The organism is Streptomyces sp. AN091965 (assembly GCF_022698285.1).
Classification (GTDB): domain Bacteria; phylum Actinomycetota; class Actinomycetes; order Streptomycetales; family Streptomycetaceae; genus Streptomyces.
The window spans coordinates 301,490-313,498 of record NZ_JALDMY010000001.1 but is presented as its reverse complement, the minus strand read 5'-3'; the positions used below and the strand labels follow the sequence as shown (position 1 = coordinate 313,498).

Here is a 12,009-nt window from a genome sequence, read left to right as displayed (position 1 = left end):
CACAACGCATGGGAAGGCTGCTGGCCGACCGAACTGTCCGGTGGTTCATCCTGGGACAGCTCTGCGCGATCCTCGGCGACACGATGCTCTGGCTCGTGGCGGGCATCTGGGTCAAGGAGCTGACCGGCAGCAACTCCGCCGCCGCGTTCACCTTCTTCCTGGTGATCGTGGGGACGCTCTGCGCACCGGTCGGCGGCATGACCGCCGACCGGCACCGCAGACGCCCGCTCCTCATGGGCCTGTACCTCGGTACGGCCGCCGTGGTGGCGTCGCTGCTCCTGGTCCAGGACAGCGGGCAGGTCTGGCTCATCTACGTGGTGATGCTGCTCTACGGCCTCTCGTACAGCTTCGTGGACCCGGCGCAGGCCGCTTTCCTGCGGGTGCTCGTGCCCGAGGACCAGCTCGCCGACGCCAACGCGCTGGCGCAGACGGTCAAGCAGGGCCTGCGTCTGATCTCCCCGCTCGCCGGCGCGGGCCTGTACGCGGCACTCGGCGCGCACGCCGTGGTGGGAGTCAACATCGCGCTGATGCTGGCCGCCGTCGCCTTCCTGACGGCGGTCCGCCACCGCGAGAGCGAGCCGGAGCGCAGCGGTGAGAGCTGGCTGCGGGAGATCACCGAGGGCGTGCGGCACCTGGCGCGGACGGTCGTCCTGCGCCAGCTCACCATCGCGTCCGCGCTGACGATGGTCGCCATGGGCCTGGCCGAGACGGTCGGACTCGCCGTGGTCGACGACGGCCTCGGACGGGCCCCGTCCTTCCTGGGCGTGCTGCTCGCCGGGCAGGGCGCCGGAGCCATCGCGGCCGGGCTCACGGCGGCCCGCATCGGGCGGCGCGTCGGCGAGGGCAGGCTGGTCGCCCTCGGCATGGTGGCCTTCTCCGCCGGGGCGCTGCTGCAGACCGTTCCGGCGGTCGCCGCGGTCGGCGCCGGGATGGTCCTGTGCGGCGCGAGCATGCCGTGGATCGTGGTCGGTCTGACCACGGTCGGCCTGCGCCACACCGCGCCCGAACTCGTCGGCCGGGTCTACTCCGGATTCAGCCTCATGATGACCCTGCCGCAGATGCTGGCCATGGCCTGCGGCGCCGCTCTCATCGCTGTGGTGGACTTCAAGGTGATGCTCGTGGTGATGGCGGCGGTCGTCCTCACGGCGGCCGGATACCTCTTCACGCGTCCGGAGCAGCGGTGGACGGCCCCGGCCACACCCGCCGCCGACACCGCGCGCGAGCCGGTCCGCGAGGCCGACCCCGTGTGACGGGGGAGCAGGGACGACACGTGTCTGTCCGACGGCGACCGGCCGTCGGGCAGCGACAGGAGGAGGAGCCACCGCAGGTGGGCCAGCGAAGCGACGAGGCGCGGCGGCGCGCCGGGGACAGCTCCCCGGCGCGCCGCCGCGCGCTGTATCCCTCCAGTCCGCCGCGCCCGCCCCGAGGGCTGCGTGCCCTGCCTCCCGCACCCCGCGCCGTGGCCGTCGTCATCGGCGCCGTCATGCTGTACGGCGCGTGCGTGCACGTCGTCGGGCTCGTCCTGTGGGGCTTCCGCTCCCGCGACTGGGCGCCGATGTGGCTCAACGCCTTCTGGAACTCGCTGATCGTCCTCGACTCCCTCTCCGGCGTCCTGCTCCTCAAGGCCCGTCGAGACGGCCTGTACCTCACCTGTCTGACGATGCTCGCCGACCTGGCGTCCAACCTGTACGCGGTGTACGGGGTGCGGCACAGCACCCTCGGCGCGGGCACGGCCGACGTCGTCCTGCTGCTCGCCTTCGGCCTGTTCGTCCTCGCCACGGCTCCGTGGCTGCGCCGCCATCTGCCCGCCCCCTCGCGTGGGTCGTGAGCCGTCGGGGTACCCGTCGTGCGACACGCGGCCCGCGCCACAGGCGGCCGGGCCGGACAGGCGGAGGCGACCCATGAGTGCTCACCACTGGCCCATGGCCCTGCTCGTGCTCGTTGCGGTCGTGCTCGTGGCGGCGGCAGCTGTCGCACTCGTGCTGTTCGTGCGGCTCCTGCGCACCCGGCGCCGGTTGCGCGAAGCGGGCGTTCCGATGGAGCACAAGGCGGCCTTCTGGGGCGCTGTGCTCTACGTGATCTCCCCGGTGGACCTGCTCCCGGACCCCGTCTACCTGGACGACATCGGCGTCCTGCTGCTGGCCCTGCGTTCCCTGAACACGGTGGCGCGGCGCCGCGAGGGTCCCGCGGCCCCTGACGACCGCGGCCGCGCGGACGTCAGTCGGTAACGCCAGGGCGGTGCGCGCTCGTGAAGCGTCTGCGGTACTCGGTCGGTGTGGTGCCCAGGTGACGGGCGAAGGCGCGGCGGAGCGTCTCGTCACTGCCGAGGCCGCTGTGGCGTGCCGCCGAGGTGATGCTGTGCCCGTCGAGGAGCAGCTGCTGGGCGCGGTCGAGACGGACGCGTTCGACCCAGCGGGCGGGCGTGGTGCGCAGTTCGCTCTGGAACAGCCGGGCCAGGTGCCGCGTGCTGACGGCGGCGGACGCGGCCATGGCGGGCAGGCTGTGCTCGGCGGCCGGGTCGGCCAGCACGGAGGCGGTCAGCGAGCGCAGCGTCTCGCTGCGCGCGGGCGGGGTCGCCAGCGCGGTGGAGAACTGCGACTGCCCGCCCGGGCGCTGCATGAACACCACCAGCTCACGGGCGATCTCCCGGGCCGCGTCCGCCCCGTGGTCGTCCTCCACGAGGGCGAGGGCCAGGTCGATGCCCGCGCTGATCCCCGCGGAGGTGACGTACGGGCCGTCCGTCACGTGCAGGGCGTCCGGTTCGACGCGCACGCGGGGGTGGCGGCGGGCGAGGGTGGTCGCGTGGCGCCAGTGGGTGGTGGCCCGGCGCCCGTCGAGCAGGCCGAGGGCGGCCAGGACGAAGGCGCCGCTGCACACGGAGGCGATCCGTGCCGTCCGGGCGGCGAGCGTGCCTACGGCGGCGAGGAGTTCGTCCTCGGGGCCCGGTTCGGCGAGGCGGTCGGCTCCGGCGACCACGACGGTGTCGAGGGGCCCGGAGTCGGCCGCCGGGGTGGTGGCGGCCAGCGTCGGCCCGGAGGCCGCCGTGACGTCGCCGCCGTGCGGGGAGATCAGCACCGGCTCGTAGGCGTGCCCGAGCCGGGACGCCTGGTGCAGGACCTCCAGAGGACCGCTGACGTCGAGCAGGGTCACACCGTCGAACACGACGAAGCCCACGCGGAGGGTCATGTCTGAATCTGTGGTTCACGTGGCACGGAGGACATGGCGCCAGAGTAGGGCATCCAGCGAATCTGGAGGAGATCACCGACCCGGACATCAGGAGAGGCAGTCATGACGAGGCAAGAGATCGCGGGTGTGCGGATCCCGGACAGCGCCCTGGCACGCGAGGCGACGGAGCTGGTCCGCGAGGCCGCCTCGCCGCTGCTGTTCGACCACTCCCGGCGCGTGTTCCTGTTCGGGGCGCTGCGCGGCCGGGAGCAGGGTCTGGCCTTCGACCCGGAACTCCTCTACGTGGGGGCGATGTTCCACGACCTCGGGCTGACCGAGCGCTTCCGCCGCACCGACCAGCGCTTCGAGATCGACGGCGCCGACGAGGCCCGCCGGTTCCTGACCGCCCACGGCATCGCCGCCGAGGCGGCCGACCGCGTCTGGACGGCGATCGCCCTGCACACCACACCGGAGATCCCGCTGCACATGGCCCCCGAAGTCGCCCTGGTCACCCGCGGTGTGGAACTGGACGTCCTGGGCATCGGCCACCACACGCTCACCGACGAGCAGCGCACGGCCGTGGTGGCGGCCCACCCCCGCCCGGACTTCAAGAACCGGATCCTGGCCGCGTTCACCGAAGGCATCAAGGACCGCCCGGAGACCACCTTCGGCAACGTCAAGGCCGACGTACTCGCCCACTACGTCCCCGGCTTCCGGCGCGGCGACTTCGTCGAGGTCATCAAGCAGTCCGACTGGCCCGAGTAAGCGGCCTCCGGGGCGGCGGGCCGCCCGCGGCCAGGAGCCGGCGCGAACCCCCGGGTTCAGGCCCGGCGCAGCGAGTCGATCATGCCGCCCCAGGCGGCGCCGTCCCACTCGATGTAGATGTGGGTGCCGTCCTTGGCGAGTTCCAGGGTGCCGCGCGAGCGCTCCGGGTCCTTCGACGTGCAGTCCAGGGCGATGGCCGACTTCTTCTTGCCGGGCTTGAGGGTGCCGGGGCAGGCGAGTTTGCCCGTGGTGGTGACCTTGTTGCCGCTGATCGTCATCGTGGCGATCGGGCTCTTGTTGATGGGCTTCCACGTCCCGTCGATGCCGGTGGCCTCGGGTGCCGCTCCCTTGCCGTCCTTCTCCTTGTCCTTCAACGGCTGTGTCCTCCCGCTGCTCTGCTGTCCCGCATCCTTGGTGTCATCGGACTTCGAGTCGCTCTTGCCGCAGCCTGACAGCAGCACGACGGACAGGCCCAGTGCCATCGCAGCCGTGATCTTGCGCATCCACATCCCCCTTGGTGGCGGCGTCCTCACGCCGTCGTCTTCCCTACGAGCCGGTGCTGCCGGTCCAGCCAAATGTGCTGGCCACCGTCACGGCAGTACCAACGATCACCCTACTCACACCCGTCGCCAGCGCCTGAAGCACCTCGCTGCTCTCACCGCCGGGCCGGGGCCGGGACCGGCCTGACGCGCCGGTCGTTCACTCCTCGCCCGCACCGCCCGCCGTCGTGCGGAACTCCCGGGGAGTGATCCCGTACTCCCTCCTGAAGACGCGGCTGAAGGCCGCCGCGCTGGTGAAGCCCCACCGTGCCGCGACGGTGTGGATGGGCACGGCCGCGTAGCGGTCGGCCACGAGGTCGGCGCGGCACCGGGCCAGGCGACGGTGCCGGATGGTGGCCGCCACCGTCTCCTCGCGGTGGCGGAACAGCCAGTGCAGGGTGCGTACGGACAGGTGGTGGTGCGCGGCGATCGCCGCCGGGGTCAGGCGCGGGTCGCAGAGGTTGGCGTCGATGAAGGCGTCGATGCGGGCGAGCCGCATCCGGTCGCCGGACTCGGGCGGCACCCGGTCGCGGGCGTCGGCCCAGTCCCCGAGGAACGCGGTGGCGAGTTCCCAGGTCGCGATGCCCACCCGGGCCGCGGCGGACTCCTCCAGCTGAGCCGCGTCCTCCGCGACGCTGAGGAGGTGGCGGGCGAGGATCCCCGCCATGCCGGTGCGTCCGGGCACGGCGTTCGCGAGGAGCCGGTCCACCTTGGCCGTGGGAAGGGGCAGCCCGGTCCGAGGCAGGTGCAGGATGATGGCCTTGGAGATGCCGTCGTGCGAACCCGCGAGGCCCCTCCCGTCGAACGGCAGCGAGGTGCTCCACAGCACCAGGTCACCGGCCGCCATCCTGGCCTCGTTGCGGTCCTGGGTGATCCACATCTCCGTACCCCGGATCAGCGTGAGCTGGTAGTCCTCGGGGTCGGAGTACCGGATGAGCGCGGGGGTGCGCTCCGACCTGATGGCGGGGAACGACATGACGGTGAGTCGCACGGCACCGAGTTGTGCCATGCCCGCGGTCGCCGGGAAGTCCTCGGCGTGGTCGGTGGTGATCCGGGTGGGCGCGACGTCCTGGCTGATCAGATCGCGCCACCACTCGAAGCGGTGCTCCGGCTCTACGACGGCACTGTGCAGCACGGTGACACTCATCGAATCGACCCCCGTGGGCTACTGGTGACGACTGGTCTCCTACCAGCCTCACCAGCACAGGGCCGACCGGCAAGCGACCGCCCGGCCGATCGGTGGCCGCCAAGGTCCGGGGAAACGGCGGTCTGCCGCGGTCGGATTGTTAGGGTGGCCAAGACGATGGCCGGACCGGCGAGTTGGGGCCGTGCGGCCTGACGCTCCAGCGGAGTCGTCCAGGTCCGCGGCGGGTGCGGTCATGGTCGTTGGAAGGTGAGTCGGACACGACGGGGGGCTCGCGTTGAATCGCCTGGCCGGAGCGGAACGGGAACGGCTCGACCGCGGCCGCGTACCGGACGTGGTGAGCGGGTGAACGGCCGGCCGACACCCCCGGTGCTGCCCCCACCGCTGCGCGCCGGGCTCGCGCTGATCGCGGCCCTCGCCGCACTGGTGGCCGTCGTGATCGGGGCCATGTACGCCGACCACAGCCAGTCCGGCGCGTTCGACACGTGGATCATCGATCCGACGGCGGACAGCGTGGGGCCGCCGTGGCGGCGCGTCGCCCTGGCCACGGACTTCCTGGGGGAGCCCGCCGGAGCCGCCCTCCTCGTCGTGGCCGCCGTGACGGGCTGCCTGCTGCTGCGGCAGCCCCGTGCGGCGGTGCTCGTCGTCGCCGGGGCCTTCCTGGCCGTCGCGACGACGACGCTGGGCAAACACCTGGCGGGACGCACCATCCACGGCGGCAGCCTGTCCTACCCGAGCGGACACACCGCCTTCCTGACCACGCTCGCCCTCGTCCTGGCGCTGGTCGCGGCCGGCAGGCTGGGCCTCGGCAGGGCCTCCGGCACGCTCCTGGTGCTCGCCGCGGCGCTGGTCGCCGGTGCCGCCATGGGCTGGGCACAGGTCTCCCTCAGCGCGCACTACCCGACCGACGTCCTCGGCGGCTGGTGCACCGCCCTGGTGGTGGTCCCGGCGACCGCGTGGCTGATCGACCGGACCGCCGACCGGCTGGCCGACCGGACGGCCGACCGACCGGCCGACGCCGGTCGGCAGGAACAGATCTGACGCTACGTCACGCCAGGCGGCGGAACACCGGCTTCACCGGTCGACCGCCGAGCCAGGGCGTGGGATCGCCCGCGTCCAGGGCCTTCCGGTACACCGCGCACGCGTCGGCCACCACGTCGACGGTGTGGTCGACGTCGGCTTCGCTGAGCGCGCTGCTCACCACGAACGACGGGGCGAGGACCCCGCCCGCGAGGAGTCGGCGCAGGAACAGGGTGCGGTACTCCTGCGACGGCTTCCCCCTCTCGTCGAGGGTGGCGAACACCAGGTTGCTGGCCCGGCCCCGGACGACGAGGTGGTCGCCCACGCCCATCCCGGCCGCGGCGTCGCGCACACCGGCGGCCAGCCGCTCTCCGAGGGCGTGCAGCCGCGCGGTGATGCCCTCCTCGGCGTAGGTGGCCTGCACGGCCATCGCGGCGGCCAGGGAGTGCGTTTCCGCGCCGTGCGTGGTGGACAGCAGGAACACCCGCTCGCCGGAGTGGCGGAGGCCGCCCCGCTCCATCAGCGCGCGGCGCCCGGCGAGGGCGGACACGGCGCAGCCGTTGCCCAGCGCCTTGCCGAACGTGGAGAGGTCGGGGACGACGCCGTACAGACCCTGGGCGCCCGCCTCGGACCAGCGGAAACCGGTGATCATCTCGTCGAAGACCAGGACGCAGCCGTGCCGGTCGGCCAGCTCGCGCAGGCCTTCCAGATAGCCCGTCGGAGGCTCGGTGTGGCCCGCGGGTTCGAGGATCAGACAGGCGATCTCGTCCTCGTACCGGCTGAGCAGCTCCTCCGTCGCGGCCAGGTCACCGTAAGGGAAGGAGACCGTGAGTTCGGTGGTCGCCTCCGGAATGCCCGCGGACATCGGCGTGGTGCCGATGAACCAGTCGTCGACGGAGAAGAACGGATGGTCGGCGCAGCGGGCGACGCGGGGGCGCCCGGTGACGGCGCGGGCGAGGCGGACCGCGGCGGTGGTGGCGTCGGAGCCGTTCTTCGCGAACTTCACCATCTCGGCGGTCGGCACGGTGGCCAGGAAGCGTTCCGCGGCCTCGACTTCCACGATGGACGGCCGCGCGAAGTTGCTGCCGCGGTCGAGTTCGCGCCGCACCGCCTCGGTCACGCGCGGGTGGGCGTGGCCGAGGCTGACGGAGCGCAGCCCCGAGCCGTACTCGACGTAGCGGTTGCCGTCGACGTCCCACACGTGGGCGCCGCGGCCGTGGCTGATGACCGGGGCCAGGTCCTCGGGGTACTGGTCGTCGCCCTTGGCGTAGGTGTGCGCGCCACCGGGGATCAGCGCGTGCAGCCGCTCGTTCGCGCTGCGCGACCGGGGCAGCGCGAACTCCACAGCGCCTTCGGTGTGTTGGATGTCCACGCCGACCTCACTTCTCACTGTTCTTCAGGGCCTCGGCGAGGCTCGGTGCCTCCCGGTCCCGCTGGGACATCAGGGTGACCGGCAGCGGCCACGGAATGTCGAGCTCCGGGTCGTCGAAGGCGATCGTCACGTCCTCGGCGGGATCGTGCGGGCGGTCGATCCGGTACGAGGTGTCGGTGGTCTCGGTGAGCGCCTGGAAGCCGTGCGCGCACCCCGCCGGGATGTACAGGGTCGCCTGCGTCTCGCCGGACAGCTCGAAGGTGGCCACGTTGAGATAGGTCGGCGAGCCGGCCCGCAGGTCCACGACGACGTCGAAGATCCTCCCGTACGAGCACCGCACCAGCTTGGCCTCGCCCCTCCCGGAGCGCAGGTGCATGCCGCGCAGTACGCCACGGACCGAACGGGACACGCTGTCCTGGATGAACGCGTTCGGGTCGAGGCCCACCGAGCGGACCACGTCGGCGTCGAAGGTGCGGCAGAAGAAGCCGCGTTCGTCGGCGTACGGCGTCGGCTCGAACAGGAACGCGCCGTCGATCTCCGGGACTTCGGTTGCTTTCATGGGGTCTCCCGTAGAGCGTGGGCGTGGTCGGTCGCAGGGAACAGGGCCGAGCTCAACTCCGCGAACTGGGACTGGAGTTGCCGGGCGGCGAGCCGGTTCCGCTCGATGAGGGTCCCGCGCAGTTCCGCCGACTGCTTCTCCAGCGCCCGGAACTGTTCGAGGAGCCGGTCGGCGTCGACCTCGCGGGCCGGGTGGCAGTACGCGCCCAGGCCCATTCGGTCCATGAGGGCGTCGCTCTTCGCCGCGTAGCTGAGCGCGAGGGTCGGGGTGCCCGCCTTCAGCGCGCAGATCAGGTTGTGGTAGCGGGTCGCCACCACGGCGTCGGCGGCCGCCGCCTCCTTCATCAGATCGGCGAGCGAGGTCGCCTCGGCCGCGGTGACCAGCGGCGAGTCGACCGCGGCGCGGATCGCGGTGACCACCGTCGCGTCGACCCCGTCTCCGGTGAGCAGCCGGACCGGCCTGCCGTCCTCGACGAGGGCGCGGACGAACCGGGTCACCCCGTCGAGGTAGCGCCGGTGGATCTCCTCGGCGCGGGCGCGGTCGTCGTTGCCCCCGTGGAAGGCCATGACGCCGACGCAGACCGTGCCCGAGGGCGTGCCCGCGGGCGGCGTCGGCAGGGCGAACGCGAGGTCCGGGTAGACCCCGTCGCGCGCGGTGTCCACGCCCATCTCCCGCAGCGCGTCACGGGACATCGCGTCCCGGTACGACCGGTACGCCGCAAGCCGCGCCGACCAGCGCACCAGCGCCCGGGTGGGCCGGTCGGCGATCGGGGCGGCCCCGACGCCGACCAGCGCGACCCGGGTCCGCAGCAGCCGGCCACTCGCGCAGAGCAGGAAGAGCGCGTACGGGAAGCCCCAGGGCCGCAGCGGCAGCGTGGCCTCCAGGACGCCCATGCCCGGCACGATCACCACGTCGTGCTTGCGCACCCAGGCGGCGGTGCGGACGGCGTCGACGAGTTTGCCCAGGCCCTTGCCCGCGATCGCGCCCGCGCGCGACGCGGTCCGGTACTCCCCGCGGTACCAGTGCAGCCGCGTCGCGGGGATCCGGTACCGGGCCGTGACGGCCTCGGGCCCGCCGCACAGCGCGTCCACGACCGCCTCCGGGTGCTCGGCGCGCAGATGGCCGAGCACGGCCTCCAGCGACCCGTCGTTGCCGAGGTTGCCGGAGCCGAGCAGGCCGAACACCCCCACCCGCACCGCGGTCACGGGCGCTTCCCCGCACGCCCGGCGACGAGCGCGTCGAGGGAGACGTCGAGCTTCGCCGGGTCGACCGGGGCGCGGTCCTCGACCCGCTCCCCGGCGCCCGGCCGGGCCCGGCTGGCCGCCCACGCGGCCAGGTGGCCGTAGCACGCGCGCCGGTCGGCCGCGGACAGCGGCGTCCGCCGGATCGCCGCGACGAAGCCCCACACGTACTCGGCGAGCAGCCGCGGCGTCGGGTGCAGCAGACCCGCCCGGCGCGGGTCCAGGTTGACGCACCGGGAGCGCTTGGAGGGGTTCGCCCGCTCGGCTCGGGTGGGGTGGTCGCGGCGGAAGTACAGCAGCTCCGGCACCTGGTGGAAGGGCCCGCGCAGGCCGATCTCGGCGACGAACGTGCGGTCCGCGTGGTGGTAGCTGTCGTGCGGCCTGACCCGGCGCAGCACGTCGGCCCGCATCACCCCGTAGAAGTCGTCGCCGCCGGGCTCGAAGAGCATGCTGCGGAACCGCTCCGGCGCGCGCGGCGAGTCGGTGGCGAGCGTGTACGCGTACGGGACCTTCACCCGCCCTTCCTCGTCGATGACGGCCTGGTCGGCGTGCGCGAGGATCACCTCGGGGCGCTCGTCCAGGGCCTCCACGCAGCGCCGCAGCAGATCACGGGCGTACAGGTCGTCGTGCGAGGCCCACTTGAACAGCTCGCCGTGGCACTGGGTGAACACGTAGTTGTGGTTCGGCGCCGCGCCGACGTTCCGGGGCAGCCGCAGATAGCGGATGCGCGGGTCCTGCGCGGCGTACTTGCGGCAGATCTCCTGGGTCCCGTCGGTCGAGGCGTTGTCGGAGATGACCAGCTCGAAGTCCTCGTAGGTCTGGCCGAGCAGGGCATCGAGCGCCTCGGCGAGGTACTCCTCGCCGTTGTACACGGGCAGGCCGATGCTCAACCGGGGATGGGCGGTCATGACGTCCTCACTTCGGGGATGGGGGAGTGGTGGCGCTCGCGCAGGGCGGACCGCAGCTGTAGCCACCACACGGCTGAGCTGACGATGGTCGCGGCGGCGACGCCCCAGGCCGAGCCGACCGCGCCGCCCAGGGCGGCACCGCCGAGTCCGCCGCCGACGTAGCAGGTGGAGGCGAAGAGTTGGGCGCGCAGGCTGCGCCGGGCGGCGGCGAGGGCGCGCAGTCCGGCGGCCGCGCCGATGCCGAGGCTGCTGCCCGCGACGCCGAGCGCGGCCGGCACGATGAGGTCCGAGGCGGAACCCCAGACGTCGCCGAGCACGAGCTCGCCGCCCCGGTCCGGCACCAGGAGCAGTGCCACGCCCCACAGCAGCGCGGCACCGGCCAGGGCGCCGGACAGCATGAGGCAGAACGTGCCGAGGCGGTGCGGGGCCTGCCGCAGCACTCGTGCCGCCTCCGGGACCGTGACCAGGGAAAGGCCCATGAGCACGGCCAGGAACGGGCCGAGCAGGAGTTCGGCACCCCGGACCACACCCACCGCGCTGACGCCGACGATCGCGCCGAGCCCGTACGCCCGCAGCTGGGACGCGCCGCTGACGCCGACGTTCTCGACGAGGTAGCGGTACCCGAGGTCGCGCTGCTCGCGCAGCCATGCGCGCGCCCCGCCCGGCCGGGGCCGGATGCCGGACTGGAGGCAGCCGTACGCGGCGGCCACCGCGGCGGCGGCGCCCCAGGCGAGCACGAAGGCCCCCACGCTGCCCACGCGGGCCGCGACCAGGAGCGCGGGGACGAGCGCGACGCCGCCCAGGAGGTCGTTGGCGAACGCCTTCCGACCGGTGCCCGCGGCGAAGAACGAGTACCGCCAGGCGTCCTGCAGGAGCAGCCCCGGCAGCACCACGCCGAGGGCGGCGAACGCGGGCCCCACGCGGCCGCCGACGCTCAGCCCGACCACCAGGCACACCGTGCCGACGGCGCCGCCGACGCCGAGCGCGGTACCCGACGACCGGGCCGCCGCCGCGCGCCAGGACTCGGTCGACACGCCGCTGAAACGGACCACCAGCGGGTCGGTGGCAAGACCGCGGGAGACGCTGAGCACCACGCCGTAGGTCACCCAGGCCAGGCTGAACACGCCGAACGCCGACAGGCCCAGCGAGCGGGCCACGTAGATCCCCACCGCGAAGTTGGTCATGCTGCAGACCGCCTGGTCGGCCAGGCCCCAGGACAGTCGGCCGGCCATGGCCCGCCTCGCGGTCGGGCGGGCCGCCGCTGTCGTCTGCTTCTGCCTCCCGGTGGCCATCGGC

The 12,009-nt window shown here is 73.2% G+C and carries 13 protein-coding genes; 5 read left to right on the top strand and 8 right to left on the bottom strand.

Annotated features, from left to right (window positions below; translation table 11 throughout):
- The first annotated feature begins 8 nt into the window (after nucleotides 1-8).
- From MQV74_RS01265 to MQV74_RS01255, 3 genes are all read left to right on the top strand, one after another.
- Nucleotides 9-1,250 carry an MFS transporter gene (locus MQV74_RS01265; protein WP_242714129.1) on the top strand — a complete coding sequence of 414 codons (1,242 nt, stop codon included), beginning with the start codon at nucleotides 9-11 and terminating at the stop codon, nucleotides 1,248-1,250.
- Between the two features lie 77 nt (nucleotides 1,251-1,327).
- The gene (locus MQV74_RS01260; RefSeq protein WP_242714128.1) at nucleotides 1,328-1,828 is read left to right on the top strand and encodes a hypothetical protein; all 501 of its coding nucleotides are present in this window, start codon (nucleotides 1,328-1,330) and stop codon (nucleotides 1,826-1,828) included.
- Nucleotides 1,829-1,901: 73 nt separating this feature from the next.
- Nucleotides 1,902-2,228, top strand: coding sequence for a YkvA family protein (locus MQV74_RS01255; protein ID WP_242714127.1), 327 nt, complete (start codon nucleotides 1,902-1,904; stop codon nucleotides 2,226-2,228).
- Here MQV74_RS01255 and MQV74_RS01250 read toward each other — a convergent pair.
- Nucleotides 2,218-3,186: a GlxA family transcriptional regulator gene (locus MQV74_RS01250; protein WP_242714126.1), complete on the bottom strand. Its 969-nt coding sequence runs from the start codon at nucleotides 3,184-3,186 to the stop codon at nucleotides 2,218-2,220. The genes MQV74_RS01255 and MQV74_RS01250 overlap by 11 nt on opposite strands.
- A 102-nt stretch (nucleotides 3,187-3,288) precedes the next feature.
- Here MQV74_RS01250 and MQV74_RS01245 point away from each other — a divergent pair, with 102 nt between their 5' ends.
- The gene (locus tag MQV74_RS01245; protein WP_242714125.1) at nucleotides 3,289-3,930 is read left to right on the top strand and encodes an HD domain-containing protein; all 642 of its coding nucleotides are present in this window, start codon (nucleotides 3,289-3,291) and stop codon (nucleotides 3,928-3,930) included.
- 56 nt (nucleotides 3,931-3,986) lie between these two features.
- On the opposite strand, the gene MQV74_RS01240 is transcribed toward MQV74_RS01245, so the two are convergent.
- On the bottom strand, nucleotides 3,987-4,433 hold the full coding sequence (locus tag MQV74_RS01240) for a hypothetical protein (RefSeq protein ID WP_242714124.1): 447 nt from the start codon (nucleotides 4,431-4,433) through the stop codon (nucleotides 3,987-3,989).
- Between the two features lie 196 nt (nucleotides 4,434-4,629).
- Complete coding sequence (locus MQV74_RS01235) at nucleotides 4,630-5,616, bottom strand: helix-turn-helix domain-containing protein (protein WP_242714123.1); 987 nt, start codon at nucleotides 5,614-5,616, stop codon at nucleotides 4,630-4,632.
- A 342-nt stretch (nucleotides 5,617-5,958) separates the two neighbouring features.
- On the opposite strand from MQV74_RS01235, the gene MQV74_RS01230 reads away from it, so the two are divergent.
- A complete protein-coding gene (locus MQV74_RS01230) occupies nucleotides 5,959-6,654 on the top strand; it encodes a phosphatase PAP2 family protein (RefSeq protein ID WP_242714122.1) in 696 nt (231 codons plus the stop codon).
- Nucleotides 6,655-6,661: 7 nt separating this feature from the next.
- Here the strand turns inward: MQV74_RS01230 and MQV74_RS01225 are convergent, their stop codons facing one another.
- Genes MQV74_RS01225 through MQV74_RS01205 form a run of 5 tightly spaced genes read right to left on the bottom strand, consistent with a single transcriptional unit; the run spans nucleotide 6,662 to nucleotide 12,005 of the window.
- On the bottom strand, nucleotides 6,662-8,005 hold the full coding sequence (locus tag MQV74_RS01225; protein WP_242714121.1) for a glutamate-1-semialdehyde 2,1-aminomutase: 1,344 nt from the start codon (nucleotides 8,003-8,005) through the stop codon (nucleotides 6,662-6,664).
- 7 nt (nucleotides 8,006-8,012) lie between these two features.
- The gene (gene rfbC, locus MQV74_RS01220; RefSeq protein WP_242714120.1) at nucleotides 8,013-8,564 is read right to left on the bottom strand and encodes a dTDP-4-dehydrorhamnose 3,5-epimerase; all 552 of its coding nucleotides are present in this window, start codon (nucleotides 8,562-8,564) and stop codon (nucleotides 8,013-8,015) included.
- Nucleotides 8,561-9,769 (bottom strand): polysaccharide pyruvyl transferase family protein, encoded by a 1,209-nt coding sequence (locus MQV74_RS01215; RefSeq protein WP_242714119.1) that lies wholly within the window; start codon nucleotides 9,767-9,769, stop codon nucleotides 8,561-8,563. Before MQV74_RS01215 ends, rfbC begins: the two co-directional genes overlap by 4 nt.
- Complete coding sequence (locus tag MQV74_RS01210) at nucleotides 9,766-10,713, bottom strand: glycosyltransferase family 2 protein (protein WP_242714118.1); 948 nt, start codon at nucleotides 10,711-10,713, stop codon at nucleotides 9,766-9,768. The genes MQV74_RS01215 and MQV74_RS01210 overlap by 4 nt, the downstream gene beginning before the upstream one ends.
- Complete coding sequence (locus tag MQV74_RS01205; protein WP_242714117.1) at nucleotides 10,710-12,005, bottom strand: hypothetical protein; 1,296 nt, start codon at nucleotides 12,003-12,005, stop codon at nucleotides 10,710-10,712. Before MQV74_RS01205 ends, MQV74_RS01210 begins: the two co-directional genes overlap by 4 nt.
- Between the last annotated feature and the right edge of the window lie 4 nt (nucleotides 12,006-12,009).